The following is a 26,895-nucleotide window of genomic DNA, read 5'->3' as shown; positions in this document are numbered from 1 at the left end:
GACCGCTCCGGTGGGTCAGCGGGTGGGACCGATGCCGCTGCCGACGCCGCCGCCGGTGTCCGCGTCGCCGATCGGGCGGATGCCCTTGGTGATGCGGTCCATGTCCGCCAGGGGCGGGCCGTCCTCTCCGGCGTCGAAGACGTAGCGGACGGCCACCGGGGCCTCGGTGCCGACGGTGGAGGGGAAGACGAGGGACTGGACATAGCCGCCGGGGCCCTCGGCGGTGGTCACCCGCCAGCGGACGTAGTAGCCGGCGCGGCCGGCGACGGCGACCTGCCCGGAGGCCACCACCTGGTGGGACTCGATGCCGCCGAAGGGACGTCGGCCGACGAGGTCACGGTCGTAGGCGTCGTCGGCCGCGTCGGCGATGTCGGCCTCGGCGAGGGCCTTGGGCGAGGTCTCGGCGGTGTCGGTGACCGTGCGGGAGATGACGAGGCCGTGCCGGCAGACGCCGCCGTCGCCCGGGCAGTCGTAGGTGCCGTCGGTGGTCATGACGACGTCGGGCTGGGAGACGTACTCCGGCGTGGCCCAGCCGTCGGGCACGGGGAAGGTGATGCCGTTGAGTTCGTCGACGATGACGGCCGGGTTCCCGGGGGAGGCCGACGGGGTGGAGGTCCCGGAGGCGGTGGGTTCGGGAGACGGGGCCGGCGGGGTGGAGGCGGTCGCGACCGCGGCCGGTTCCGTGCCGTCCCCCTCGTCCCCACCGAGGACGACGGCGCCCGCCACGACCGCCGCGACGAGGGCGGCGCCGGCCACGACCGCGGCCACGGCCCGCGCCCGGCCGGGACGCCCGCCGGTGGAGGCCACGGGCGGCCCGAACCCCCCGGCCACGGGCGACCCGGAACCCTCGCCCGACGGCGGCCCGAACCCGCCGGCCACCGGTGGCCCGAAATGCTCGCCCGACGGCGGCCCGAAACCCTCGGGTGCCGGTGGCGCCGCGGCCTGCGGGGCGCGCCGGTGTTCCGTCCAGGTCGTGCCGTCCCACCAGCGTTCCCGGTGGAGGGCCGACGGGTCGCGGTACCAGCCGGGCGGGGTCGTCATGCTCATCCCGGCACTGTAGGGCTCGGGCCTACAGGGGCGTGACGTAGGCACCCGAGATACCGCCGTCCACCAGGAAGTCGGTGGCGTTGACGAAGGAGGAGTCGTCGCTGGCGAGGAACGCGACGGCGGCGGCGATCTCCTCGGCCTCGGCGAACCGGCCGAGCGGGATGTGCACCAGGCGGCGGGCCGCCCGCTCGGGGTCCTTGGCGAACAGCTCCTGGAGCAGCGGGGTGTTGACCGGGCCCGGGCACAGGGCGTTGACGCGGATGCCCTCCCGCGCGAACTGGACGCCCAGTTCACGGGACATGGCGAGGACGCCGCCCTTGGACGCCGTGTACGAGATCTGGGAGGTGGCCGCGCCCATCCGGGCCACGAAGGACGCCGTGTTGATGATGGAGCCCCTGCCCTGGCGCCGCATGTAGGGGATGGCGGCCTTGCAGCACAGGTAGACGGAGGTGAGGTTGACCTCCTGGACGCGCTTCCAGGCCTCCAGGCCGGTCTCCAGGATGGAGTCGTCGTCGGGCGGGGAGATGCCGGCGTTGTTGAAGGCGACGTCGACGCTGCCGTAGGTGTCGTACGCCGTCCTGAACAGGGCTTCGACCTGCTCGGGGTCGGTGACGTCGACCTTCACGAAGATGCCGTCGACCTCCTCGGCGGCGGCCTTGCCGCGGGCCTCGTCGACGTCGCCGCAGACGACGTGCGCGCCCTCGGAGGCGAGGCGGCGCGCGGTGGCGAGGCCGATGCCGCTGCCGGCTCCGGTGATGACGGCGGTGCGGCCGGCCAGGCGGCGGCAGATGGTTTCCTCGGTCATGAGCGGCTCAGGCCTCCGTACTGATGAAGACGTTCTTGGTTTCGGTGAAGGCGGTCAGGGCGTCCGGGCCCAGTTCGCGGCCCACTCCGGACTGCTTGAAGCCCCCGAACGGCGTCCAGTAGCGCACGCTGGAGTGCGAGTTGACCGACAGGTTGCCCGCCCGGACAGCCCGGGAGACGCGCAGGGCGCGGCCCAGGTCGCGGGTCCAGAGAGAGCCGGCCAGGCCGTACGGGGTGTCGTTGGCGAGGCGGACGGCGTCCTCCTCGTCCGTGAAGGGCAGCAGGACGGCGACCGGGCCGAAGATCTCCTCGCGGGCGGCGTCCGAGTCCGGCCGCTCCCCCGTCAGCACGGTCGGCGGGAACCAGAAGCCCGGCCCGTCGGGCGCGCCGCCGCGCAGGGCCGCCGCGCCCTCGGGCACGAAGGACCGTACGCGGTCCAGTTGCTGACGGGAGATCAGCGGGCCCATCTGGCTCTTCTCGTCGGCCGGATCGCCCACCACGACGGCGGAGACGGCGTCGGCGAGCAGAGCGGCGACCTCGTCGTAGACGGACTCCTGGACGAGGATCCGGGTGCGGGCGCAGCAGTCCTGGCCGGAGTTGTCCAGGAAGGAGAAGGGATCGACGGCGGCGGCGAGGTCGGCGTCGGCGAAGACGATGTTGGGGCTCTTGCCGCCGAGTTCGAGGGTGACCGGCTTGACCTGGCGGGCGCAGCGCTCCATGACCTCGCGGCCGGTGCGGGTGGACCCGGTGAACACGATCTTCGCCACGTCGGGGTGGTCGACCAGGGCGCGGCCCGCGATGTGCCCGTGTCCGGGGAGGACCTGGAACAGCCCTTCGGGCAGGCCGGCCTCCAGGGCCAGTTCCGCCAGGCGCAGGGCGGTGAGGGGGGTGGTCTCGGCGGGCTTGAGGACGACCGCGTTGCCCGCGGCGAGCGCGGGGAAGGAGCCCCAGGCCGCGATGGGCATCGGGAAGTTCCAGGGGGCGATCACGCCGACCACGCCGAGGGGTTCCTGGAAGGTGACGTCCCACCCGCCGGGGACGGGGATCTGTTTGCCGAGGAGGCGTTCGGCGCCGCCGGCGGCGTACAGCAGCAGGTCGCGGGCGTTTCCGGCCTCCCAGCGGGCGTTGCCGAGGAGGTGGCCGGCCTCGCGGACCTCCAGCCGGGCGAGTTCCTCGACGTGGGTGTCGACGACGTCGGCGAAGCGGCGCAGCAGGCGGGCCCGGTCGGCGGGGGCGGCGGCCGCCCAGGAGCGCTGGGCGGCGCTCGCGCGGGCGACGGCCCGGTCGACGTCGGCCGCGTCGGCGGCGGGGACGGTGGCGACGAGTTCCTCGGTGGCCGGGTTGAGGATCTTCAGTTCTTGCGGGTCGGACGAGGGGTGCGGCAAGGGGTGACCTTTCACAGGCGTGCGAAGGAGCGGCGTCACAGACGCGGCGTCACAGGCGCGGCGTCACAGGCGCGGCGTCACAGGCGCGGCGTCACAGGCGCGGCGTCACAGGCGTTCGAAGGAGCGGCGCAGCTCCCAGTCGGTGACCGCCGCGTCGAAGGCCTCCAGCTCGACGCGCGCCATGTTGGCGTAGTGCGCGACGACCTCGTCGCCGAAGGCGGCCTTGGCGATCGGGCTGTTCTCCCAGAGTTCGGCGGCCTCGCGCAGGGTGGTCGGGACGTGCGCGTGGTCCGCGGTGTAGGCGTTGCCGGGGCAGGGCTCGGGCAGTTCCAGTTTCTGCTCGACGCCGTGCAGGCCGGCGGCCACCAGTGCGGCGACGGCGAGGTGGGGGTTGACGTCGCCGCCGGGCAGCCGGTTCTCGAAGCGCAGGGAACGGCCGTGGCCGACGACGCGGAGGGCGCAGGTGCGGTTGTCGTGGCCCCAGGCGACGGCGGTGGGCGCGAAGGAGCCGCGCTGAAAGCGCTTGTAGGAGTTGATGTTGGGCGCGTAGAGGAGGGAGAAGTCGCGCAGGGCGGCGAGTTGTCCGGCGAGGAAGTGGCGCATGGTGTCGGACATGGCGTGCGGGTCGTCGGCGGAGGCCATGGCGTTGGTGCCGTCGGCGTCGGCGAGGGAGAGGTGGATGTGGCAGGAGTTGCCCTCGCGCTCGTTGTACTTGGCCATGAAGGTCAGGGAGACGCCCTCCTGGGCGGCGATCTCCTTGGCGCCGGTCTTGTAGACGGCGTGCTGGTCGCAGGTGACCAGGGCCTCGTCGTAGCGGAAGGCGATCTCGTGCTGGCCGGGATTGCACTCGCCCTTCGCGGACTCGACGGTGAGGCCGGCGCCCGCCATCTCGTTGCGCAGGCGGCGCAGCAGGGGCTCGACGCGGCCGGTGCCGAGGATGGAGTAGTCGATGTTGTACTGGTTGGCCGGGGTGAGCCCGCGGTAGCCGGCGTCCCAGGCCTGCTCGTAGGTGTCCTTGAAGACGATGAACTCCAGCTCGGTTCCGACCTGGGCGGTCCAGCCGTGCTCGGCGAGGCGTTCCAGCTGGCGGCGGAGGATCTGGCGGGGCGCGGCGACGACCGGTGAGCCGTCCTCCCAGGCGAGGTCGGCGATGAGCAGGGCGGTGCCGGGGTGCCAGGGCACGCGGCGCAGGGTGGCGAGGTCGGGACGCATGGCGAAGTCGCCGTAGCCCCGGTCCCACGACGACATGGCGTACCCGTCGACGGTGTTCATGTCGGTGTCGACGGCGAGGAGGTAGTTGCACCCCTCGGTGCCGTGGTGGAGGACCTCGTCGAGGAAGAAGCGGGCGGCGAACCGCTTGCCCTGCAGGCGCCCTTGCATGTCGGGGAAGGCCAGGACGACGGTGTCGATCTCACCGCCCGCGACGAGGGCGTGCAGCTCCTCGATGCCGAGCGGTGGTGTGCGGTCTGCCACGGGAGGGCCTCCTTCGGCTTGTCCGGTCAGCCGGAAGCCATAAGGTATTGCCGTGGACCATTGATTGGGAAGGGGGTCCCGTCACATGTCGCAGGCGGACGCGGGGCACGCGGCGCACGGGGCCGACGACCGGCTGACCTCGCTCCTGCGCCACGTGCGGGCCGGCAACGGTTTCGAGGAGGCCCTGGAGCAGATCCTCCAGGTCGTCCGGCTCGGGCTGGTGGCGGCGGGTGAGCGCCTCCCTGCGGAACGGGAGCTGGCCGACCGGCTGGGCATAAGCCGGGTCACGCTGCGCGAGGTGCTCAAGGTCCTGCAGGACGAGGGGCTGGTCGAGTCCCGGCGCGGCCGCTACGGCGGCACGTTCGTCCTGCCGCGCACCGGGACGCCCGGCGAGGAGGAGCTGCGCCGCCGCCTGAAGGGCGTGGACGTCGAGGACACGCTGCGCTTCCGCGAGGTGCTGGAGGTGGGCGCCGCCGGGCTGTGCGCGGCGCACGGCCTGGACGAGGAGGGGGCCGCCCGGCTGCGGGAGGCGCTCGGGCGCACGCACGACGCGCCGCTCACCGACTACCGCCGCCTGGACACGCTGCTGCACCTGACCCTCGCCGAACTGTCCGGCTCCCCCACGCTCACCGCCCAGTACGCGGCCGTACGGGCGAGGGTGAACGACCTGCTGGACTGCATCCCGCTCCTCGTGCGCAATCTCGAGCACTCCCAGCGGCAGCACACCGCGCTGGTGGAGGCCGTCGTCGAGGGGGACGCCGAGGCGGCGCGGGAGATCATGCGCGAGCACTGCGCGGGGACGGCGGCGCTGCTGCGCGGGTTCCTCGGGTGAGGGCGGATTTACGGCCGCTTAACGCACGGGGGTTGCTTTCCCACGACCCGCACCGCAAAGGTATGCCTCCAGTCCATTGAGCCGGGCCCGGTCCCCACCGCGTCCGGAACAGACATATGTCCGCCGCCCCGCCGGGAGTCGTGCCCATGTCCCTGGAATCCACAAGTGCGCCCCGTCCCGCCGGAGAGGCGGCCGACTATCTGGAGCGGAGGGCGCTGCGCCGCGGCAGCGCCGGCTGGGTCCTGCTGACCGGCCTCGGCGTCGCCTATGTCGTCTCCGGCGACTTCTCCGGCTGGAACTTCGGCCTGGCCGAGGGCGGGTTCGGCGGCCTGGCGATCGCCATGGTGCTGATGGGCGCGATGTACGCCTGCATGGTCTTCGCCCTGGCCGAGCTCTCCTCGATCCTGCCGACGGCGGGCGGCGGCTACGGCTTCGCCCGCCGGGCGCTCGGCCCGTGGGGCGGCTTCCTGACGGGTACGGCGATCCTCATCGAGTACGTCCTGGCGCCCGCCGCCATCGTCATCTTCATCGGGGACTACGTGGAGTCGCTGGGCCTGTTCGGCCTGGAGTCCGGGTGGCCGATGTACCTCGTCTGCTTCGCGATCTTCCTCGGCATCCATCTGTGGGGCGTCGGCGAGGCGCTGCGGTTCAGCTTCGTCGTCACCGGTGTCGCCGTGGCCGCCCTGGTGGTCTTCGCGGCGGCGGCGCTGCCCGACTTCAGCTTCGGCGCGCTGGACGACATCCCGGTGGACACGACGGCCACCGGCGCGAGCTCCTGGCTGCCGTTCGGGCTGCTCGGCATCTGGGCGGCGTTCCCGTTCGGGATGTGGTTCTTCCTGGGCGTCGAAGGCGTGCCGCTGGCCGCCGAGGAGACCAAGGAGCCGGCCCGTACCCTGCCGAAGGCGATCCGCTGGTCGATGGGCATCCTGGTGGTGCTGGCGGTGGTCACGTTCTTCGCGGCGGCAGGCGCGCGGGGTTCCGCCGCGATCCAGGAGGCGGGCAACCCGCTGGTGGAGGCGCTCCAGCCGGACGGCGAGGCCACGGCGCTGAGCCGGATCGTGAACTACGCGGGCCTGGCCGGCCTGGTGGCGTCCTTCTTCTCCCTGATCTACGCGGGCTCGCGCCAGCTGTTCGCGCTCTCCCGCGCCGGCTACCTGCCCCGCTTCCTCTCCCTGACCAGCAGCCGCAAGGCCCCGTACCTGGGCCTGCTGGTGCCGGGCACGATCGGTTTCCTGCTGGCGGCCGTGACGGGCGACGGCGCGCGCATGCTGAACATCGCGGTCTTCGGCGCCACCATCTCCTACGCCCTGATGTCCCTCTCCCACATCGTGCTGCGCCGCCGCGAGCCGGAGCTGCCGCGGCCGTACCGCACGCCGGGCGGCGTGCTGACCTCCTCGGTCGCCCTGGTGCTGGCCTGCGCCGCGCTGGTGGCCACGTTCCTGGTGGACGTGACGGCGGCGTTCATCGCGCTGCTGGTGTACGTGGTGGCGATCGCGTACTTCGGCCTGTACAGCCGCAAGCACCTGGTGGCGAAGGCGCCCGAGGAGGAGTTCGCGGCGCTGGCGGCGGCCGAGGCAGAGTTGGCGAGGGACTGAACCGTGACCGTGAGGGAGTCGCCGTGGCCAGGCCGCTGATCGGAGTCAGCACGTATCTGGAGTCCGGGGCACGCTGGGGCGTGTGGGAGCTGGAGGCGGCGCTGCTGCCGGCCGGCTATCCACGGCTGGTGCAGGCGGCGGGCGGCCTGGCCGCGATGCTCCCGCCGGACGACCCGGCGTACGCGGCCGATGCCGTGGCCCGGCTGGACGGCTTGGTGATCGCGGGCGGCCCGGACGTGGAGCCGGTGCGGTACGGCGCCGAGCCCGACCCCCGCACCGGCCCGCCCGCGCGGGAGCGGGACGCGTGGGAGCTGGCCCTGATCGACGCCGCGCTGGTCGCGCGGGTCCCGCTGCTGGGCATCTGCCGGGGCATGCAGCTGCTGAACGTCGCACGCGGTGGCACGCTCGTCCAGCACCTGGACGGGCACGCCGAGGTGGTCGGGCTCTTCGGCCGCCACACGGTCAAGCCGGTGCCCGGCACGCTGTACGGCGGTCTCGTCCCGGAGGAGACGTCCGTGCCGACCTATCACCACCAGGCCGTGGACCGCCTCGGCACGGGCCTGACGGCCTCGGCGTACGCCGCGGACGGGACCGTGGAGGCGGTGGAGCTGCCCTCCGCCGGCTGGGTGCTGGGAGTGCAGTGGCACCCGGAGATGGGCGAGGATCCGCGCGTGATGCGGGGCCTGGTCCGGGCGGCCGCCACACGCGCGTGAACGACAGCCCGCGTGATGCGGCGCCTGGAACAGACGGCCGCCACGCGAGCGTGAGCGACAGCCCGCCCGACACGCGACCTGAAACAGACGACCACCACACGCACGCCGACGACAGCCGCCCGACACGCGGCCTGAAACTGACCACCGCGCGCGCGTCGGCGACAGTCCCGCGTGACGCAAGGCCTGGTACGAACGACCACCACACGCCCACCAGCCCCAGCCCACCCGACACGCGACCTGAAACAGACGACCACCACACGCACGCCGACGACAGCCCCACGCGACGCAAGGCCTGAAACGAACGACCACCACACGCACGCCGACGACAGCCCCACGTGATTCAGGGCCTCGTGCGGGCGGTCGCCACGCGCCTGGTGCGGGGCGGCCGCTACGCGCGCGTGAGCGACAGCAGTTCGCGGGCCGGCCCCACCGGGCGGTGACCCGTCGGCCACACCGCCCGCAGGTCACGGGCCAGGGACACGTCGGCCAGCGGCACGTTCACCAGGCGGCGCATCGCCAGTTCCTCGCCCACGGCGAGCTCGCTGAGGACCGCCGGGCCTGCCCCGCTCACGGCGGCGGCCTTGACCGCCGTCGTCGAGGACAGCTCGATCAGGGGGCGGGCCAGTCCGCCCAGGGCCGCGTCGAGGACCTGGCGGGTGCCCGACCCCTTCTCCCGCAGGATCAGCGGGGTCGCCGCCAGTTCGGAGGCTTCCAGGGCGCGTCGGCGCCGGGACCAGGGGTGCGCCGGTGCAGTCACCACGATGAGGGTATCGTGGGCGATGACCACCGAGTCCAGGCCCGTCGGGACCGTCAGCCCCTCCACGAAGCCGAGGTCCGCCTCCCCGGACAGCAACCGCTCCGCCACCGCCGCCGAGTTGCCCGCGAGCAGCGACACCGCGGTGTCGGGCCGCTCCGCGCGCAGCGCGAGCAGCCAGCCGGGCAGCAGGTACTCGGCGATGGTCATGCTCGCCGCCACCCGCAGTCGCGAGTCCCGCCGGTCGCGCAGTGCCTGCGCGCCCGCGTCGAAGGCCTCCGCCGCCTCCACGATCCGCCGCGCCCAGTCCGTGACCAGCGCTCCCGCGTCGGTGAGCCGGGATCCGCGGGGCGACCGGTCGACGAGGGCCACCCCCAACTGGCGCTCCATGGACCGGATCCGGCTGCTGGCCGCGGGCTGGGTGATGCCCATCTCGCGCGCCGCCCCGCCCAGGCTGCCCTGTCGCGCCACCGCCAGCAGCAGCTCCAGCGCGCCCAGATCCGGCACCCGGTGTGCGAGCGAACCGCCGGCCGCGGGCCGCGAACCGTCCTCCTGCCCCTCCACCCTGCTCATAACTCCAGCTTATGCCCTCATAGGCGCATACTCCCTGGTCGCCGGTCTCGAGGAGCGGGACGGTGGTGCCATGGTCATCGCAGCCGACCCCCTTCCACGTGCCACCGCACGCCCTCCGCGCGCACCGATGGTCCGTCACCTCGGACCCCATTGGTACGCCACCGTCATGGGCACGGCCATCGTCGCCACGGCGGGAGCCGCCCTCCCCCACGACCTGCCCGGTCTGGGGACCGTCCGCGTCGCCGTCTGGGCCCTCTCCCTCGCCCTGCTGACGGCCGTGCTCGCCGCCCGCGCCCTGCACTGGGCCCACCACCGCGACCAGGCCCGCGCCCACCTCCTCGACCCGGCGACGGCACCTTTCTACGGCTGCCTCTCGATGGCCCTGACGGCCGTCGGGGGCGGCGCCGTGACCGTCGGCCGGGACTGGATCGGCCTTCGCGCCGCGCTCGTCCTCGACTCCGTGCTCTTCACCGCCGGGGCGGTGACGGGACTCGCGACCGCCGTCGCCGTCCCGTACCTGATGTCCGTGCGCGAGGGGATCCGGTGGGACGACGTCACCCCCGTGTGGCTGCTGCCCGTCGTCGCGCCGATGGTGTCCGCCGCGCTGGGACCGCTCCTCGTGCCGCACCTGCCGCCCGGCGGACCGCGAAAGGCCCTGCTGTTCGCCTGCGTGGCGATGTTCGGGGCCAGCCTTGTCGCCACCCTGCTGATGCTGCCGCTGGTCTTCGCCCGGCTGCTCACGGGCGGTCCCCTGCCCCTTGCCCGGACACCGGCCCTGTTCCTCGTGCTGGGGCCGCTCGGACAGTCGACCACCGCCGTCGGCAACTTCGCCGACGTGGCGCCGGGGGCCGTCCCCTCCCCGTACAGCGAGGGTTTCGGCGTCCTCGCCGTGCTGTACGGCGTACCGGTCATGGGTTTCGCGCTGCTCTGGCTGGTGCTGGCCACCGCCCACGTGCTGCGCGCCCGCCGGCTCGGCATGGGATTCGCGATGACCTGGTGGGCGTTCACCTTCCCCGTGGGCACCTGTGTCACCGGCGCGCAGGCACTGGCCCGGCACACCGGGCTGGCCGTCTACCACGGGCTCGCGGTGGGGCTGTACGTCGTCCTCGTCGCCGCGTGGGGCGTCGTCGCCGCGCACACGGCGCGCGGGCTCCTCAGCGGCGAGCTGCTCGCAGCTCCGCGGCCAGCACCCGCGGCGCCTCCGCGAGCGACGGGCCGTACCACGTCAGATGCCGTCCGCTGACCAGCGCGCAGGGCACGCCGGGGAAGGCCTCCGGGCCGTCGTCGGCGGTGAAGCGGTAGGGCTCGTCGGGCAGGACGACCAGGTCGGGGGCCGACGCCCGCAGCTCCTCCAGGGGGATCTTCGGGTAGCGGTCCCCGTGCGCGGCGTACAGGTGGTCCACGCCCAGACGCTCCAGGACGTCGCCCGCGAACGTGTCCCGGCCCAGCACCATCCACGGGCGGCGCCAGACGGGAACGACCGCCGTCCTGCGGGGCTCGGGTGGCTCCACGGCCGCCCACGCCTCCTCCGCCGCGTCCAGCCAGCGGGGGCGGGAGCGCGCCCCGCACGCCGCGAGCACCCGCGCCAGTTCGCGGAAGGCCTGCGGGACGTCCCGGACCTCGGTCACCAGCACCTCGAGGCCCGCCGCGCGCAGGGCCGCCAGGTCGGGTTCCCGGTTCTCCTCCTCGTTGGCGATCACCAGGTCGGGGGCGAGGGCGACGATCCGGTCGGCCTTCGGGTTCTTGGTGCCGCCCACCCGGACGACGTCGAGGTCCGCCGGGTGGGCGCACCAGTCGGTGGCGCCGACCAGCGCTCCGGGCACGGACACGGCCACCGCCTCGGTGAGCGACGGCACCAGGGAGACGACCCGCACTACCGCTTGCGGTCCCGGACCGCCTCGATGTGCTCGGCGACCGCGACGACGACCACCCGGGTGTCCGCGACGGTCGCCCGCCAGCGGTGCCGCACCCCGCCAGTGAGGTACAGGGTGTCGCCGCGGCCGAGGCGGTAGGCGCGGCCCTCGGCCTCGATCTCCACGGCGCCGTCGGCGACGTACATCAACTGGTCGTTGCGGTACTGGAACTCCCGGCCCGCCTCGTGGTCGCCGGTGAACTCCGAGGCGTGCATCTGGTGGTGGCCGCGGACGAGGGAGCGGGAGCGCGGCTCGGGGCCGGGCTCGGTGAGCTCGGCGCGCACGACGTCGACGCTGCACGCCGGATCGGCGGCGGCGAGGAGTTCGACGGCCGTGGTGCGCAGGGCGTCGGCGACCTTCTCCAGCGAGCTGGTGCTGGGCCGGGCACGGTCGTTCTCGATCTGGCTCAGGAACGGGACCGACAGGCCGCTGCGCTCGGCCACGACGGCGAGGGTGAGCTCCAGGGACCGGCGCCGCCGCCGGACGGCCGCGCCCACCCGAAGGGGCTGTTCTTTGTGGTCGCCCATCGCTCCGGCTCCCTCCTTCGCTCGTCGCTCCGACTGTCCGAGTGCCCCGCTGCGGGCGCAGGTTCTCCGATGACTTCTCTGCACCCTACGCATGTTCGGCAAACCGTTTCATGTGCCCGTCACATCGAGGACACACGGCTTCACGCGCGACCTCACACTTCGCGCCAGTCGATCATCCCCAGGGCATGACCGCACGGGGACGGCTCACCCGCGTTCCTCCGTTCAATGCGCGGGCGGGCCGTGGTGTTCCCGTTCGTCCACGACGTGGATTCGCGCTGGTGGGGCGGCCGGCCTCCCCGGACGCCATGGACACGGTCCGGGTGGGGGCGTAGCTGTGCGTGGTTGGCCTGATTTCCGCCGTGCGGAACGGCGAGAGGGGCGGGCCCCGGCGAACGCCCCGAAGGCGTACGTCGGTGCCCGCCCCTCACCGGGCGGTCGCGGTGCTGTCAGGTCACCCGGCCGCCCTGCTCTTCTGCCCGGCGCCGGCGACCGGCGCCCACGTGTCGAGCAGACCGGGGTTGTCCTTCAGCCAGGTGCGGACGGCGTCCTGCTCCTTGCCCTTCCCGGCCTTCTGGATCCGCGCCTGCAGAGAGGTGAGCTGCTCCTCGGTCATGGAGAAGTCCTCGAGCCACTTGCCGACCTCGGGGTGGTCGGCGGCGAAGCCCTTGCGGGAGAGCGTGTGCACGCCGTCGCCCTCGCCCCAGGCCCCCTCGGGATCCTTCAGCTTCTTCAGGTCGTACTCGCTGTACGCCCAGTGGGGCGACCAGAGGGTGACGACGATCGGCTCCTTCTTGGCGTAGGCGCGCTCGAGTTCGGCGAGCATGGCCGGGGTGGAGCCGTCGACGACCTTGTAGGTGCCGTCGAGGCCGTACTGCTTCAGGACCTTGTCCTTGAGCAGGCCCATCATGCCGGCGCTGGGCTCGATGCCGGTGATCCGTCCGCCGAACTCGGCCGACCTGTTCCTGAGGTCCGCCAGGGAGTTCACGTCGTTCATGTACGACGGGACGGTGAGCTCCAGGGAGGTGGGGCCGTACCACTGCCCGAGGTCCTCGAGCTGCTTGCCGTACTTCTTCCAGTACTCGGCGTGGGTGGTGGGCAGCCAGGAGTCGGTCTGGAAGTCGACCTGGCCGGTGGCCAGGCCCGTGTAGAGGGGGCCGGCGGCGTACTGGGTGGTCTTCACCTCGAAGCCGCGTTCCTCCAGCAGCTCCTTCCAGAGGTAGGTGGAGGCGATGCCCTCGTCCCACGGGATGTAGCCGATGGTGATCTCCTCGCCCTTGCCGACGTCCGTGGCGGAGGCCTCGGCGGTGCCGGAGTCCGAGCCGACGACGCCCATGCCGCCGGCGACGAGGGCGAGGGCGGCCACGCCGACCCCGGCCACGGCGGCGCGCGGGCGGTACGTCCACACGGTGGTGCGGGCCTTGGCGGCGGCGCGCCGACCGAGCGGGGAGATGCGGGTGCCCAGGGCGCCGGTCATCCGGTCCAGGTAGATGGCGAGGACGACGATGCCCAGCCCCGCCTCGAAGCCGAGGCCGATGTCGAGCTGGCCGATGGCCTCGTTGACGGCGCCGCCGAGACCGCCGGTCCCGACCATGCCGGCGATGACGACCATCGACAGGCCGAGCATGATGACCTGGTTGACGCCCGCCATGATCGTCGGCAGGGCGAGCGGCAGCTGGACCCGCAGGAGGGTGTCGCGGGGTGTCGTACCGAACGCCTCGGCCGCCTCGACGAGCTCGGCGTCGACCTGGCGGATGCCGAGTTCGGTCATGCGCACGCCGGGCGCGAGGGCGAAGATCAGGGTCGCCACGACACCGGCGGGCACGCCCATGCCGAAGAACAGGATCGCCGGGATCAGCAGGACCATCGACGGCATCGTCTGGAGCAGGTCCAGCACGGGGCGCAGGGTCGCGCTGACGGCCCGGGAGCGGGCGGCCCAGATGCCCAGCGGGACGGAGATCACCAGGGCGATCACCGTGGCGACGAGCACCAGGGACAGGGTGGACATCGCCTCCTCCCACAGGTCGAGGGAGTCGATCAGCGCGAAGCCGGCGAAGCCGAGGACGCCCGCGGCCAGGCCGCGCAGCCACCAGGCGAGCACCGCGAGGACGCCCGCGAGCAGCAGCGGCTGCGGTGCGGTGAGGACCGCGTCGATGCCGTCGTACATGCCTTCGACGACCGTCTTGACCGCGTCGAAGAGCCAGGACATGTGGGTGACGAGCCAGTCGACGCCGGAGTCGACCCGGTCGCCGAGGTGGATCCTAGGCACGGGCCACCTCCTTCCCGTCGGTGCGCGGACTGTCGCAGCCGGTCTCCTCCGCCCGCTCGTCGCCGAGGAAGCCGACCAGGCTCCGGCGCGGTACGACGCCGACGAGCGACCGGTCCGCGTCGAGCACGGCGACCGGGTGGGACACGCGGGCGCTGAGCGCGCACAGCTCGGTGAACGGCGTGTCCGGCGACGCGGTCGCGCAGCCGCAGTCGGCCTCGTCGCCGCGGACGTCGGTGTCCATGACCGCGGAGGCGGTCAGCACGCGGGAGCGGTCGACGTCCTGGATGAAGGAGGCCACGTAGTCGTCGGCGGGCCGCACGAGGATGTCCTCGGCGGTCCCGGTCTGGACGACGCGGCCGTCACGCATGACGGCGATGCGGTCGCCCAGGCGCATGGCCTCGTTGAGGTCGTGGGTGATGAAGACGATCGTCTTCTTCAGCGTCTGCTGGAGCGTGAGCAGCTGGTCCTGCATGTCCCGGCGGATCAGCGGGTCCAGGGCGCTGAAGGACTCGTCCATCAGCAGCAGGTCGGCGTCGGTGGCGAGGGCGCGGGCGAGGCCCACGCGCTGCTGCATGCCGCCGGACAGCTCGTCCGGCCAGGACTTCTCCCAGCCGGCCAGGCCGCACAGGGCGAGCGCCTCGGCGGCGCGCCGCTCGCGCTCGGCGCGCGGGACGCCCTGGACGGCGAGGCCGTAGGCGGCGTTGTCGAGCACGCTGCGGTGCGGGAACAGCGCGAAGTGCTGGAAGACCATGCTGATCTTCTTCGCGCGGACCTCGCGCAGCTCCCGGTCGGTGAGCGCGGTCAGGTCCTGGCCGTCGAACAGCACGCGTCCCGACGTGGGCTCCAGCAGTCCGTTGAGCATGCGCAGCAGGGTGGACTTGCCGGAGCCGGACAGGCCCATGACGACGAAGATCTGGCCCGGGTCGACGGCGAAGGAGGCGTCGATCACGGCGGCGGTGGTGCCGTCCGCGCGCAGCTCCTCCCGGTCCGCTCCGCCGCGGAGCCGCTCCACTGCCTCGTCCGGTCGTCTGCCGAACACCTTGTAGAGGTGTTCGGCCTCAAGCCTGGAGGACACACATACCTTCTCTGCTCGGGGACAGGGGCGGAGAGGCGCCGGGACCGCGACGGCCCTGAGGACCGCTAACTATTGAAAGTACAACCAGCACCGCTCCGAGGCGGCACCTGCCCGGGAGGGAACGAGGCAAACGCCCGAGTGGGCCAGTTCACAGGCCCTCCACGAATCCCACGGGGAGTGAACACCGGCGCCTGACGGAGGTGCCGGTGCGGCATGATGCGTGGGGTGACCGGACGACTGATGCTCCTCGACACCGCCTCGCTCTACTTCCGCGCCTTCTTCGGCGTCCCGGACTCCGTGAAGGCTCCGGACGGCACGCCGGTGAACGCCGTGCGCGGACTGCTCGACTTCATCGACCGCCTGGTCAAGGACCACCGGCCCGCCGAGCTGGTCGCCTGCATGGACGCCGACTGGCGGCCGGGCTGGCGGGTCGAGCTGATCCCCTCCTACAAGGCGCACCGCGTCGCCGAGGAGCACGAGACCGGCCCGGACCAGGAGGTGGTCCCCGACACGCTCTCGCCGCAGGTGCCGATCATCGAGGCCGTCCTGGACGCCCTCGGCATCGCGCGCGTGGGCGTGGCGGGGTACGAGGCGGACGACGTCATCGGCACGTACACCGCGCGCGCGAAGGGCCCGGTGGACATCGTCACCGGCGACCGCGACCTGTACCAGCTGGTGGACGACGTGCGCGGGGTGCGGGTGCTGTACCCGCTGAAGGGCGTCGGCACGCTCCAGCTGACGGACGAGACCTGGCTGCGCGAGAAGTATGGGGTCGACGGCCGCGGGTACGCGGATCTGGCGTTGTTGCGCGGCGACCCGAGCGACGGCCTCCCGGGCGTCGCCGGCATCGGGGAGAAGACCGCGGCCAAGCTCCTGGCCGAGTTCGGCGACCTGGCCGGGATCATGGCGGCTGTGGACGACCCGAGGGCGAAGCTCACACCGACGCAGCGCAAGCGGCTCACCGAGGCGCGGCCCTACGTCGCCGTCGCGCCGAAGGTGGTCCGAGTGGCCGACGACGTACCACTGCCGGAGGTGGACACCACGCTGCCTCGGGCGCCGCGCGACCCGGAGCTGCTGGAGGCGCTGGCGACGCGCTGGGGGCTCGGCGGGTCGCTGCAGCGGCTGCGCCACACACTCGTCAGTTGAACGCCGCCCCCGGGAGCGGACTTCCGAAGGGGAGGGGTGCTAACTTAGGTAAACCTAACCAAAGGAACCTGGGAGGACGACATGGCAGAACGTCCGGCACGCAAGCCGCGGAAGCCTCATTCCGCGCAGGTCGTCCGCACCGAACGGCTCACCCCGCACATGCAGCGTGTGGTCCTCGGCGGTGAGGGGCTGGCGGACTTCGCCGCCGACACCTGCACCGATCACTACGTGAAGCTGCTGTTCGGCCCCGAGGGCGTGACCTACCCGGAGCCGTTCGACCTGGAGCGTGTCCGGGCCGAGTTCCCCCGCGACCAGTGGCCGGTGACCCGGACGTACACCGTGCGCCACTGGGACGCCGAGCACCGCGAGCTGACACTGGACTTCGTCCTGCACGGCGACGAGGGTCTGGCCGGGCCGTGGGCGGCGCGCGTCCAGCCGGGCGAGACCGTCCGCTTCATGGGGCCCGGCGGCGCCTACGCGCCCGACCCCGGCGCCGACTGGCACCTGCTGGCCGGTGACGAGAGCGCCCTGCCCGCGATCGCGGCCGCGCTGGAGTCGCTGCCCGCCGGGGCGGTGGCCCACGCCTTCATCGAGGTCGCCGGACCCGAGGAGGAGCAGAAGATCGACTCCGACGTCGAGGTGGTCTGGCTGCACCGCGGTGACCGGCCCGTCGGCCAGATGCTCGTCGAGGCGGTCCGGGCCCTGGAGTTCCCCGAGGGCCGGCTGCACGCGTTCGTGCACGGCGAGGCGGCGGCCGTCAAGGAGCTGCGCGCGCTGCTGCGCGTCGAGCACCGGATCCCGCGCGAGGACCTGTCGATCTCCGGCTACTGGCGGCTCGGCCACAACGAGGACGGCTGGCAGGCCTCCAAGCGGGAGTGGAACGCGCGCGTCGAGGCGGAGCAGGAGGGCGCGGCGCCGGCCGCGTGACCCCGCGGGAGCGAGCGGCCCGCCCTCGTGACGCGGGCCGCCCTGTGCACCGGGTGCCCACACCGCCGCGATCGAGACGCGGACCCGACCCGGGCTTCGGGCGACAAGATCGCGAATCCGGCCGGATCCGCGGGATCGCCTCGAGGTCGGCGGGGTTCCGAGCCGTCATCCAGGGCGCTGTCAGTCGCCGTGCACGCGCGCGTGCAGGTGCATGTCGTGCCAGCCGTCCGGGTGGAGCAGGGCGCTGCGCCTGGTGCCCTCCAGGGTGAAGCCGGTCTTGGTGGCGACGCGACAGGACGCCTCGTTGGCGACGGCGTGCATCAGCTCCAGGCGGTGGAAGCCGATCCCGTCGAGGGCCCAGTGGGCGAGGGCGGTCGTGGCACGGGCGGCGACCCCCCGGCCGCGGGCCGCCGCCGTCGTCCAGTAGGCGACCTCGGCGACTCCGTCGCCGAGCACGATGTCGCGGAGCGCCACCCGCCCCAGCAGCACGCCGCTCTGCGCGTCCACGACGGCCCACTGGGCCCCGCGCTCCGTATCCCAGACGGCCCGCCACTCCTCGATCCAGCCGGTGACCTCCTCCTCGGAGTCGGCGGCCCGGATGTGCCACTGGTGCATCAGCGGGTCCTGGAAGGCCGCGTGGACCGCGGGCGCGTCCGCGGCCCGCCACGGGCGCAGGACCAGGCCGTCGCCGGTGGGGAGCACGGGCTGCTCGGTGCGGGAGAGGGTTCCGGCGGGCAGGACGGGGCGCGTGAGGAAGGGCATGATCCGCATCCTGCCAACCGTGCCGGGGGCGTCCAACGGGTTTTCGCGTCACCGCACCTCGGCCGCCACCGCCACACCTGCGGAGCGTTCGCGGCGCACCCCCGGACCGCTTCCGCCGCCCCTTCGGACCGCTTCCGCCGCGCCGCCGCACCGCTTCCGCCGTACCCCCGACGACCGCCGCGCCCACAACCGCCGCCGCACGTGCGACCACCGCCACCGCAGCCGGCCAGAACCGCCGCCGTACCCCCAAGCACCGCCGCCGTACCCTGGACCCCGATGAGACGCCGTACCCCTCCCCCGCCCTCGCCCCTCCCGCAGCGTGACGGGGTCGATCCGGTGCGGGTGCGGTTGCCGGGCGAGGGGCACTGGGCGACCGTCCGGGAGCATCTGCTGGAGCGGTTCGGCGCGGCGCGGGCCGGGCTCGTCGAGGAGATGTTCGAGGCGGGCCGGATCGTGGCGGCCGACGGGCGGCCGGTGGCGGCGGACGCGGCGTACGCGCCGGGGATGTTCGTCTGGTTCCACCGGGAGGCGGCCGCCGAGGTGCCGGTGCCGTTCCCGCTGGAGATCGTGTACCGGGACGACCACATCGTGGTCGCCGACAAGCCGCACTTCCTCGCCACCACCCCACGCGGCAGCCACGTCACCGAGACCGCGCTGGCCCGGCTGCGGCGCGAGCTGGACCTGCCCGCGCTCGGCGCCGCCCACCGCCTCGACCGCCTCACCGCCGGACTGGTGCTGTTCACCGTGCGCCCCGAGGAGCGCGGCGCCTACCAGACCCTGTTCCGCGACCGCCGGGTGCGCAAGGTGTACGAGGCCGTCGCCCCGTACGATCCGGCGCTGACCCTGCCGGCGACCGTGCGCAGCCGGATCGTGAAGGACCGCGGCATCCTGACCGCCCGTGAGGTGCCGGGTGAGCCGAACGCGGTCAGTCGCGTCGAGCTGATCGCGCACCGGCCGGACGGGCTCGCCCGCTACCGGCTGACCCCGGAGACCGGCCAGACCCATCAACTGCGGGTGCACCTGACCGCGCTGGGCATCCCGATCCTCGGCGACCCCCTCTACCCCGAGGTGGCCGCCCCCGGCCCGGCCGGGGACTTCCGGCGCCCGCTGCAACTGCTGGCGCGGGAGCTGGAGTTCACCGATCCGGTCACGGGGACGGCCCATCGGCTGCGGAGCGGGCGGACGCTGGGCGCCTGGTCGTCGTACGACGACTGGAGCGGCGGTCAGTAGCCGCGCAACCAGGCCACGAGGCGGCGCCAGGCGTTCGGCCTGCGGGCCTCCTGCGGTGCCGGGGCGGCCTCGGGCCGGGGCGTGGTGGCCCGCCGGGGCTCGGAGGTGAGTGGCGCGGCCGCGGTGGAGCCGGGAGCGTACGGTGACGCGGCGGACGGTGCGGGAACGGTCGGGGCGGGCCGGGGCTCCACGGTGATCGCCATGGCCGGGCGCCGCGGCGGTACGCGGCCGTGGCTCGGCTTGGCGACGATGTCCTGCTGGGGCCTGGGCTGGAACCGGGCCGGCAGCGCCACCAGGTGCCGTGAGGCGATCGACGTCGTCCAGCGCAGGTCCTCCTCGTCGCAGTCGAGCTGGACGTCCGGCAGCCGCATCAGCAGCGCGTCGACGCCGACGTCGGCGATGGCGCGGCCGATGTCCTGGCCCGGGCACTCGTGCGGGCCGCCGCCGAAGGCGAGGTGGGAGCGGTTGCCCATCATGTTGGCGGACAGGTCGGGGCGCACGCGCGGATCGACGTTGGCCGGCGCGGGAGCGAAGAGGAGACCGTCGCCCTTGCGGATGCGCTGGCCGCCCAACTCCGTGTCCTGCTTGGCGAAGTAGCCGAGGACGGCACTGAACGGGGGCTCGTCCCACAGGGACTGCTCGACCGCCTGGGGCACCGTCATCTGCCCGCCGTTGAGCCGGGCGACGAAGTTCGGATCGGTGAGGACCATGCGCAGCACGTTGGACAGGAGGTTGACCGTGGCCTCGTAGGCGGCGAAGAGGAGGAGCCGCAGGTGTTCGCGGACCTCGTCGTCGGTCAGTCCCGCCGGGTGGGTGACGAGGTGGCTGGCGAAGTCCTCGTCGGGCTGGGCGCGACGGCGGGCCGTGAGCCGGCTGAGGGCCTCCATGACGTAGGAGTGGCTGGCGATGGCGGTCTCGGTGCCCTTGAGCGCGTCGCGGGCGGCGTGGACCATCCGGTCGTCGTACGCCTCGGGCATGCCGAGGATGTGGCACATGACGGCCATCGGGAGGTGCTCGGCGAACTGGCCGACCAGGTCGACCCGGCCCGTCTCGCAGAAGCGGTTGACCACGCGCTGGCTGGATCGGTAGATGTACCGGCGCAGGCTGCGGTCGTCGATGGTCGCCATGGCCGAGGTGACGGCGTCGCGCAGCCGCTTGTGTTCGTCGCCCTCGGCGTGGGAGCAGATCGGCTGCCAGGCGATGTGCGGCATCAGCGGGTGGTCGGGCTTGACCATGCCCTCCAGCAGCGGGGTCCAGATGCGGCTGTCCCGGGTGAAGTGAGAGGGGGTGCGCACCATGTGCAGGTTCTCGGCGTGACCGAGAACCACCCAGATCGGCACGTCGTCGTGGAGGAGCACGGGCGCCACGGGGCCGTGCTGTTCGCGGAGTTGCTCGTAAATCTCGTCCAGGTCCTCCGCGCCGGGACCGTAGAGCCGGTGCAGTCCGCCGGGGCCGCGGCCGTGCGCGGGGCAGCCGGGGGGCGGATCGAGGGCGAGGTCGCGCGATCCGGTCGTCGTGGGGTGTTCAGGCGTCACAGGGAGTCGCTCCGAAACGGTGGGGAATCGGTGTCAGGGTGTGCGGCGTCAGGTGAGGGTGCGGCTGAGTGCCAGGGCGTGCAGGAAGCGCATCAGGGTCATGAGCACGTCCCGGCTGGAGGCGCGGCGGCGCACGTCGCATTCGACGATCGGGACCTCGGGTGGCAGGTCGAGCGCGGAGCGCAGGTCGTCGAGGGGGTAACGGGGGCCGTCGGGGAAGGTGTTGACGGCGACCACGAAGGGCACGCCGCGCTCCTCCAGCCGCCCCATGACCTCGAAGCTGACCTCGAGGCGGCGCGTGTCGACCAGGACGACGGCGCCCAGCGCCCCTTCGAACAGGCCGTTCCACAGGAACCAGAAGCGCTCCTGGCCCGGCGTGCCGAACAGGTAGAGCACCATCTGGTCCGTGATGCGGATGCGGCCGAAGTCCATGGCCACGGTGGTGGCGGTCTTGGATTCGGAGCCGTAGTTGTCGTCGACGCCGATGCCGGCCTGCGTCATGGTCTCCTCGGTGGTCAGCGGTCTGATCTCGCTGACCGAGCCGACCATGGTCGTCTTGCCGACGCCGAAGCCGCCCACGATGACGATCTTGGCTGCCGCCGTGGTGGTGTGCGGCAGGTGATCCTCGGCCCGTGGGCCGGGAATCGTTTCAGAGCCTTTGAAGTCCATGCATCACCGCTTCGAGGAGGGAACGGTCGGGGACCTTTTGCCGGACGATCGGGGCACGCGCCTGTACGAGGTCGGCCGCCAGCATCTCGGTGAGCAGCACCGTCACCACGCTGAACGGCAGGCCGAGGTAGGCCGAGATCTCGGCCACCGACAGCGGGGCCTGGCACATCCGCAGCACCGCCGTCTGCTCCGGAGTCGCGGAGGTGGGCGGTTCGGCGCGTGCCACGACCAAGGTGACCAGGTCGAGGGGCGCGCGATCGCCGTCCGCGCCCGAGATGACGTACAGCCGCTCGAGATCCTTGCCCTTCTCCTCCTTCGGGAGGTGCGAAGGCGCGTCCGGCAGGGGGTCTCGCCGCTGGCGTTGCGGAGGCGTCATACGCTCTGCCCGTTGCGCCGGGGCGGGCTGGTCAGATGGGCGCCGATGCGCACGACGAGGTCGCGCATCATGCCGCTCATCCGTCCGGCCTCGCAGCGGACGTCGGCGAGCACGGCGAGGTAGGCGTTGGCGCCCGCGGACATCATGTAGAAGTAGCCGTCGTTCAGTTCGATGACGACCAGCTTCATCTCGCCGTCGCTGGAGTGGAACTCCTGCGCGACGGCGTTGGCCAGGCTCTGCAGGCCGGCGCAGGCGGCGGCGACGCGGTCCGCGGCGTCGGGGTCGCCGGCGTAGCGGGCGATGCGCAGGCCGTCGGACGACAGCACCACGATCATCTCGATGCCCGGAACTCCGTCGTAGAGCTCCTTGAGCAGCCAGTCGAAGTTGGCGCGCTGCTGGATCACGTGAGGTCCCCCTCGTCGTCGGCCTCGTTCTTGGCCTTGTCTTCGATCAGGTGCAGGTATGCGGTGGGATTGCGGAGGAAGTCGGTGGGGTGGACGTCCGGGGGCATGTCCTTCTTGAGGCCCTCCCAGAAGGCCTCGAAGTGCACTCCGGGCTCGGCGCCCTTCCTCTTCGGCGCGGGCTCCGGCCGGGCCTGGGCGAACGGGTCCGGCCGGCCCTCCCGTTCCGCGGCCTCGGCGGCGGCCTGCGCGGCGTACGCCTCGCGGTAGATCTGGCTGATCGGAACCGTCGCCTTGCTGCGGCGCTGGGGCAGACCCTTGTCGGTCCACTCGGTGATCTCCGGCACCTCGTCGTCGTCCAGGGAGACACCGGCCGGGATGGGCGGGTTGGTCGGGCGGCGCTTCTTGGGCGGGCGCTTGGGGCCCTCCCCAATGGTCGCCAGGTCGATCTGGGGTACGGCGGTGGCGCCGATGCCGTGCGCGAAGCCGGGGGCCGGTTCGGTGGTGAGCATCTCGCTCGGCACGACGAGCACCGCGCGGACACCGCCGTACGCCGAGGTGCGCAGCGAGACCTGCATGTTGTACGAGGTGCACAGGCGGCCGACGACCGCGAGGCCCAGGCGCGGGTTTCCGCCGAGGTCCTGGATGTCGACGCCCGCCTTGGCCGCCTCGAGCATGCCCTCGACCTTGGCGCGGGCCTCCTCGCTGAGGCTGACGCCGGCGTCCTCGATCTCGATCGCGATGCCGGTCTGCACCTCGACGGCGTTGACGTGCACCTTGCTCTGCGGGGGCGAGTAGCGGGTGGCGTTGTCGAGGAGTTCCGCGGCCGCGTGGATGAGCGGCTCGGCGGAGAGGCCGCGGATGTTGACCTTGGCGATGGAGTCGAGCTGGATGCGGCGGTACTCCAGGATGCGTGACATGGCGCCGCGCAGCACGCTGTACAGCGGGATCGGCGCGGGCCAGTTGCGGCCGGGGCGGCCACCGCCGAGGACGCCGATGGTGTCGGCGAGGCGGCCGATCAGCGCGTTGCCGTGGTCGATGCGCAGCAGGTCGTCGAAGACCTCGGGGTTGCGCCCGTGGTCCTCCTCCATCTCCCTCAGTTCCCTGGCCTGTTGGTGCACGATGGACTGCACGCGCCGGGCGACGCTGACGAAGGAGCGCTGGGCGGAGTCGCGCAGGGCTTCCTCGTGGTCGACGATGTCCAGGATCTTCTTGATCACCCGGTGGTGGCCGTCCCCGAGCTCGTTGAACTCGGGGTCGACCTCGGCGAAGTGGAGCATCACCTCTCTGGGGGAGTTGCCGGTGCGCAGCCACTCCACCGCCTGGGGCACGAAGTACTGGGCGACCCGGAGGTTCTGCTCCTCGTGGGCGGCCTCCCGCCGTTCCAGCCAGGCGATGCGCCGGTCCTTCTCCGCGCGCAGCTCTCCCAGTTGTCGGCCGCGGCGCACCGACACGACCCCGGCCGCGGCCACCAGGAGGGTGGCGACGGCTCCGCAGACGCCGACGGCGAGCCGGGCCGACGGCGCCACGAGGGCGGCGGCGGCTCCGGTCGCCGCGGCCATCAGTATCGCCGGCAGCACCAGCAAGCGCGCGTAGGCCAGTTCACGGCGTCCGGGTGGGGACTGAACACTCACCATGTGGGCACCCTCTGTAGGGACGTGTCGGCATCTTCGGAATATTGGGGAACAAGCGCACGAATTCGCCTCAACTCGGTGCGCCGCGGGCGAGCTTAGTCCGACCGGATCATCGCCGTGTCATATTCAGCAACCGCCTGAAACCGGGCGGGTACCTGCAGTAGCCTCTGCTCTTTTGCACGCTGTGATTCCGTTCGAACACACGGCGTGACGGCGAACGGGTATACGAAAAAGGCTCACCCGGGAGGGTGAGCCAAGGGGGTACGGGCGTAACCAGGGAGGGTGAGGCGCCTCAGGCGCGCGGCGTCACATCGACGCCGACGGGACGTGCGGCGGGGGCGCGGAGCACCGCGTGCACGACCACACGCGACCCCGCGCCCGCCGGACCGACCGTCACCCCACGGACGAGTAGGCGACGACTCCCCGCAGCAGTTGGTCGACCGCCTTCCGGGCGGCCTTCGCCACCGTCGACCCCTCGCCGGAGGGAGCCGCCGCCGAGATCTGCCCCAGCACGTCGATGACCTGCTTGCACCAGCGCACGAAGTCCCCGGCCGGCATCTCCGCCTCCCGCAGCACCTCGTCGAGGCCCTTCCCGGAAGCCCACATGTACGCGGCCCAGGCGAACCCCAGGTCGGGCTCCCGCTGCCCGACCCCCTCGGTCTGGTTGATCCGGAACTCCTCCTCCAGTGCGTCGAGCCGGCCCCAGATCCGCTCCATCTCCGAGAGCGCGGCCTTCGCCTTGCCGGAGGGCAGCTTCGGCGCGATCGCGTCGTCGCCGGCCCGCGCCTCGTACACCAACGCCGAGGCGCAGGCCGCGAGTTCGGCCGGGGCGAGGCCCTCCCAGACCTTGGCCCGCAGGCATTCGCTCGCCAGGAGGTCCAGCTCGCCGTACAACCGGGCCAGCCGCCTGCCGTGTTCGGTGACCTCGTCGGCGCGCAGGTAGTCCAGTTCGGTCAGCAGCGCCACGATGCGGTCGAAGGTGCGGGCGATGGTGTTGGTCCGGCCCTCGATACGCCGCTCCAGCTGCGAGGTGTCGCGCAGCAGCCGGTGGTAGCGCTCGGCCCAGCGGGCGTGGTCCTCGCGCTCCGAGCAGCCGTGGCAGGGATGCGCGCGCAGCGCGGTGCGCAGACGGGCGATCTCCCGGTCGTCGGCGGCCTGGGAGCGCCTCTTGCGGGCCCGCTCGGGCGCGATGTGCCCGGCCTTGCTGCGCAGCGCGGAGGCGAGGTCCCGGCGGGACTGCGGCGAGCGCGGGTTGAACGTCTTCGGGATCCGCATCCGCTCCAGCGCCTCCACCGGCACCGGGAAGTCGATGGAGGCCAGCCGCTTGACCTGGCGCTCGGCGGTCAGCACGAGCGGGCGCGGCCCGTCGTGGTGGTCGAAGCCGCGGTGACCGTTGGCCCGCCCGGCGGGCAGGCCGGGGTCGAGCACCAGCGCCAGCCCGGCGTACTTGCCGGTCGGCACGTGGATGACGTCGCCCGGCTTCAGCTTCTCCAGCGCCACGGCGGCCTCGGCACGCCGCTGGGCGGCGCCCTGCTTGGCCAGCTCGGTCTCGCGGTCCTTGAGCTCCCGACGCAGCCGCGCGTACTCCTCGAAGTCGCCGAGGTGGCAGGTCATCGAGGCCTTGTAGCCCTGGAGCCCCTCCTCGTTGCGCTGCACCTGCCGGGAGATGCCGACCACCGAGCGGTCCGCCTGGAACTGAGCGAACGACGTCTCCAGCAGCTCCCGCGAGCGGTGCCGCCCGAACTGCTCCACCAGGTTGACCGCCATGTTGTACGACGGCTTGAAGCTGGAGCGCAGCGGATACGTGCGGGTGCCGGCGAGACCGGCGACCTGGTCGGGGTTCATGCCGCGCTGCCAGAGCACGACGGCGTGGCCCTCCACGTCGATGCCGCGCCGGCCCGCGCGTCCGGTGAGCTGGGTGTACTCGCCGGGGGTGACGTCGGCGTGCTGTTCGCCGTTCCACTTGACGAGCTTCTCCAGCACGACCGAGCGGGCGGGCATGTTGATGCCCAGCGCGAGGGTCTCGGTCGCGAAGACGGCCTTGACCAGACCGCGCACGAACAGCTCCTCGACGACCTCCTTGAAGGTCGGCAGCATGCCCGCGTGGTGGGCGGCGATACCGCGCTCGAGGCCTTCCAGCCACTCGTAGTAGCCGAGGACGTGCAGGTCCTCGTGGGGGATGGAGGCGGTGCGCTCCTCGACCAGGGCGCGCACCTGTTCGCGCGCCTCCTCGTCGTTGAGCCGCAGCCCCGCGTACAGGCACTGCTGGACGGCGGCCTCGCAGGCGGCGCGGCTGAAGATGAAGGTGATGGCGGGCAACAGGCCCTCGGCGTCCAGGCGTTCGATCACCTCGGGCCGGCCCGGCGTCCACACCCGCGAGCGCTGGCGGCGCTCGCGCTCACGGTCGGCCTCCCGCATCCGCCCGCGCCGGCGGTCCTGGTACGACGGTCTGCTCGCCTCCATGCGGGCGAGGCGCGCGAGGTCGGGGTTGACGGCCCTGCGGTGGCCCTCGCCCTCCTCGAACAGGTCGTACATCCGCCGCCCGGCGAGCACGTGCTGGAACAGCGGCACGGGCCGGTGCTCGGAGACGATCACCTCGGTGTCCCCGCGGACGGTGTCCAGCCAGTCGCCGAACTCCTCGGCGTTGGACACGGTCGCGGAGAGCGAGACCAGCGTGACCGACTCGGGAAGGTGGATGATCACTTCCTCCCACACGGCACCGCGGAAGCGGTCGGAGAGGTAGTGGACCTCGTCCATCACCACGTAACCGAGGCCGAGGAGGGTCTGCGAACCGGCGTACAGCATGTTGCGCAGGACCTCGGTGGTCATCACGACCACCGGGGCGTCGGAGTTCACGCTGTTGTCGCCGGTCAGCAGGCCGACCTTCGCGGTGCCGTAGCGACGGCACAGGTCGGAGTACTTCTGGTTCGACAGCGCCTTGATGGGTGTCGTGTAGAAGCACTTCTTGCCCTGCTGGAGGGCGAGGTGGACGGCGAACTCGCCCACGATCGTCTTGCCCGAGCCGGTGGGGGCGGCCACCAGGACGCCCTTGCCCGCCTCGAGTGCCTGACAGGCCTCGATCTGGAAGGGGTCGAGACCGAAGTCGTACATCTCGCGGAAGGACGCGAGCGCGGTGGCCTGCTCGGCAGCGCGCCTGCGCGCAGCCGCGTAACGCTCGGCCGGTGAGAGATCCTCTGTCATCGTACTTTCGAGCGTACCGGGCACCACTGACAACAGGACGATCAATATCCTGATCCG

At 72.6% G+C, this 26,895-nt stretch carries 23 protein-coding genes; 7 read left to right on the top strand and 16 right to left on the bottom strand.

From position 1 onward, the window contains the following. Nucleotides 1-15 precede the first annotated feature (15 nt). From ACIHAR_RS20470 to ACIHAR_RS20455, 4 genes are all read right to left on the bottom strand, one after another. The gene (locus ACIHAR_RS20470; RefSeq protein ID WP_400020864.1) at nucleotides 16-1,041 is read right to left on the bottom strand and encodes a DUF2510 domain-containing protein; all 1,026 of its coding nucleotides are present in this window, start codon (nucleotides 1,039-1,041) and stop codon (nucleotides 16-18) included. A 28-nt stretch (nucleotides 1,042-1,069) separates the two neighbouring features. Beyond that, a complete protein-coding gene (locus tag ACIHAR_RS20465) occupies nucleotides 1,070-1,852 on the bottom strand; it encodes a 3-oxoacyl-ACP reductase (protein ID WP_365455730.1) in 783 nt (260 codons plus the stop codon). 7 nt (nucleotides 1,853-1,859) lie between these two features. Next, nucleotides 1,860-3,236 carry an aldehyde dehydrogenase family protein gene (locus ACIHAR_RS20460; protein ID WP_365455733.1) on the bottom strand — a complete coding sequence of 459 codons (1,377 nt, stop codon included), beginning with the start codon at nucleotides 3,234-3,236 and terminating at the stop codon, nucleotides 1,860-1,862. A gap of 105 nt (nucleotides 3,237-3,341) precedes the next feature. After that, nucleotides 3,342-4,709, bottom strand: a complete 1,368-nt coding sequence (locus tag ACIHAR_RS20455) for a glutamine synthetase family protein (protein ID WP_365455736.1) — start codon at nucleotides 4,707-4,709, stop codon at nucleotides 3,342-3,344. An 85-nt stretch (nucleotides 4,710-4,794) separates the two neighbouring features. On the opposite strand from ACIHAR_RS20455, the gene ACIHAR_RS20450 reads away from it, so the two are divergent. The 3 genes from ACIHAR_RS20450 (at nucleotide 4,795) to ACIHAR_RS20440 (ending at nucleotide 7,849) form a co-directional block, all read left to right on the top strand. Beyond that, complete coding sequence (locus tag ACIHAR_RS20450) at nucleotides 4,795-5,541, top strand: FadR/GntR family transcriptional regulator (protein WP_400020830.1); 747 nt, start codon at nucleotides 4,795-4,797, stop codon at nucleotides 5,539-5,541. Nucleotides 5,542-5,687: 146 nt separating this feature from the next. Beyond that, nucleotides 5,688-7,136, top strand: a complete 1,449-nt coding sequence (gene eat, locus ACIHAR_RS20445; protein ID WP_400020828.1) for an ethanolamine permease — start codon at nucleotides 5,688-5,690, stop codon at nucleotides 7,134-7,136. 35 nt (nucleotides 7,137-7,171) lie between these two features. Then, nucleotides 7,172-7,849: a gamma-glutamyl-gamma-aminobutyrate hydrolase family protein gene (locus ACIHAR_RS20440; RefSeq protein ID WP_365456141.1), complete on the top strand. Its 678-nt coding sequence runs from the start codon at nucleotides 7,172-7,174 to the stop codon at nucleotides 7,847-7,849. Between the two features lie 388 nt (nucleotides 7,850-8,237). Here ACIHAR_RS20440 and ACIHAR_RS20435 read toward each other — a convergent pair whose 3' ends face one another. Next, on the bottom strand, nucleotides 8,238-9,176 hold the full coding sequence (locus tag ACIHAR_RS20435) for a LysR family transcriptional regulator (RefSeq protein WP_365455745.1): 939 nt from the start codon (nucleotides 9,174-9,176) through the stop codon (nucleotides 8,238-8,240). A 70-nt stretch (nucleotides 9,177-9,246) separates the two neighbouring features. On the opposite strand from ACIHAR_RS20435, the gene ACIHAR_RS20430 reads away from it, so the two are divergent. Then, a complete protein-coding gene (locus ACIHAR_RS20430; protein WP_400020825.1) occupies nucleotides 9,247-10,419 on the top strand; it encodes a TDT family transporter in 1,173 nt (390 codons plus the stop codon). On the opposite strand, the gene ACIHAR_RS20425 is transcribed toward ACIHAR_RS20430, so the two are convergent. The 4 genes from ACIHAR_RS20425 to ACIHAR_RS20410 all read right to left on the bottom strand — a co-directional run bounded on the left by ACIHAR_RS20425 (nucleotide 10,331) and on the right by ACIHAR_RS20410 (nucleotide 14,957). Then, a complete protein-coding gene (locus ACIHAR_RS20425; protein ID WP_365455751.1) occupies nucleotides 10,331-11,050 on the bottom strand; it encodes a helical backbone metal receptor in 720 nt (239 codons plus the stop codon). The two genes, ACIHAR_RS20430 and ACIHAR_RS20425, sit on opposite strands and share 89 nt — an antisense overlap. After that, complete coding sequence (locus ACIHAR_RS20420) at nucleotides 11,050-11,616, bottom strand: XRE family transcriptional regulator (protein ID WP_365455754.1); 567 nt, start codon at nucleotides 11,614-11,616, stop codon at nucleotides 11,050-11,052. The genes ACIHAR_RS20425 and ACIHAR_RS20420 overlap by 1 nt, the downstream gene beginning before the upstream one ends. Nucleotides 11,617-12,067: 451 nt before the next feature. After that, nucleotides 12,068-13,882 (bottom strand): ABC transporter permease/substrate binding protein, encoded by a 1,815-nt coding sequence (locus ACIHAR_RS20415; protein WP_400020822.1) that lies wholly within the window; start codon nucleotides 13,880-13,882, stop codon nucleotides 12,068-12,070. Beyond that, the gene (locus tag ACIHAR_RS20410; RefSeq protein ID WP_400020820.1) at nucleotides 13,875-14,957 is read right to left on the bottom strand and encodes a glycine betaine/L-proline ABC transporter ATP-binding protein; all 1,083 of its coding nucleotides are present in this window, start codon (nucleotides 14,955-14,957) and stop codon (nucleotides 13,875-13,877) included. Before ACIHAR_RS20410 ends, ACIHAR_RS20415 begins: the two co-directional genes overlap by 8 nt. 216 nt (nucleotides 14,958-15,173) lie before the next feature. Here ACIHAR_RS20410 and ACIHAR_RS20405 point away from each other — a divergent pair, with 216 nt between their 5' ends. Beyond that, nucleotides 15,174-16,103 carry a 5'-3' exonuclease gene (locus ACIHAR_RS20405; protein ID WP_365456143.1) on the top strand — a complete coding sequence of 310 codons (930 nt, stop codon included), beginning with the start codon at nucleotides 15,174-15,176 and terminating at the stop codon, nucleotides 16,101-16,103. Between the two features lie 81 nt (nucleotides 16,104-16,184). After that, a complete protein-coding gene (locus ACIHAR_RS20400) occupies nucleotides 16,185-17,030 on the top strand; it encodes a siderophore-interacting protein (protein WP_365455763.1) in 846 nt (281 codons plus the stop codon). Between the two features lie 180 nt (nucleotides 17,031-17,210). Here the strand turns inward: ACIHAR_RS20400 and ACIHAR_RS20395 are convergent, their stop codons facing one another. Further along, nucleotides 17,211-17,792 carry a GNAT family N-acetyltransferase gene (locus tag ACIHAR_RS20395; protein WP_365455766.1) on the bottom strand — a complete coding sequence of 194 codons (582 nt, stop codon included), beginning with the start codon at nucleotides 17,790-17,792 and terminating at the stop codon, nucleotides 17,211-17,213. 276 nt (nucleotides 17,793-18,068) lie between these two features. Between ACIHAR_RS20395 and ACIHAR_RS20390 the strand changes: the two genes are divergently transcribed. Continuing rightward, nucleotides 18,069-19,022, top strand: a complete 954-nt coding sequence (locus tag ACIHAR_RS20390) for an RluA family pseudouridine synthase (protein ID WP_365455769.1) — start codon at nucleotides 18,069-18,071, stop codon at nucleotides 19,020-19,022. Here the strand turns inward: ACIHAR_RS20390 and ACIHAR_RS20385 are convergent. From ACIHAR_RS20385 to ACIHAR_RS20360, 6 genes are all read right to left on the bottom strand, one after another. Continuing rightward, nucleotides 19,016-20,557, bottom strand: a complete 1,542-nt coding sequence (locus tag ACIHAR_RS20385) for a cytochrome P450 (RefSeq protein WP_365455772.1) — start codon at nucleotides 20,555-20,557, stop codon at nucleotides 19,016-19,018. The two genes, ACIHAR_RS20390 and ACIHAR_RS20385, sit on opposite strands and share 7 nt — an antisense overlap. Before the next feature lie 48 nt (nucleotides 20,558-20,605). Further along, nucleotides 20,606-21,226 carry an ATP/GTP-binding protein gene (locus ACIHAR_RS20380; RefSeq protein ID WP_365455775.1) on the bottom strand — a complete coding sequence of 207 codons (621 nt, stop codon included), beginning with the start codon at nucleotides 21,224-21,226 and terminating at the stop codon, nucleotides 20,606-20,608. Next, nucleotides 21,207-21,602, bottom strand: coding sequence for a DUF742 domain-containing protein (locus tag ACIHAR_RS20375; protein WP_365455778.1), 396 nt, complete (start codon nucleotides 21,600-21,602; stop codon nucleotides 21,207-21,209). The genes ACIHAR_RS20380 and ACIHAR_RS20375 overlap by 20 nt, the downstream gene beginning before the upstream one ends. Beyond that, nucleotides 21,599-22,006 carry a roadblock/LC7 domain-containing protein gene (locus ACIHAR_RS20370; RefSeq protein WP_365455781.1) on the bottom strand — a complete coding sequence of 136 codons (408 nt, stop codon included), beginning with the start codon at nucleotides 22,004-22,006 and terminating at the stop codon, nucleotides 21,599-21,601. The genes ACIHAR_RS20375 and ACIHAR_RS20370 overlap by 4 nt, the downstream gene beginning before the upstream one ends. Beyond that, the gene (locus tag ACIHAR_RS20365) at nucleotides 22,003-23,640 is read right to left on the bottom strand and encodes a sensor histidine kinase (protein ID WP_400020814.1); all 1,638 of its coding nucleotides are present in this window, start codon (nucleotides 23,638-23,640) and stop codon (nucleotides 22,003-22,005) included. The genes ACIHAR_RS20370 and ACIHAR_RS20365 overlap by 4 nt, the downstream gene beginning before the upstream one ends. A 390-nt stretch (nucleotides 23,641-24,030) precedes the next feature. Next, nucleotides 24,031-26,883, bottom strand: a complete 2,853-nt coding sequence (locus ACIHAR_RS20360) for a DEAD/DEAH box helicase (protein ID WP_365455787.1) — start codon at nucleotides 26,881-26,883, stop codon at nucleotides 24,031-24,033. Nucleotides 26,884-26,895 lie beyond the last annotated feature (12 nt).

Source organism: Streptomyces sp. NPDC052016 (genome assembly GCF_044548445.1).
GTDB lineage: Bacteria > Actinomycetota > Actinomycetes > Streptomycetales > Streptomycetaceae > Streptomyces.
The sequence above is the reverse complement of the archived record's forward strand: the minus strand, read 5'-3'. Positions and strand labels throughout refer to the sequence as shown.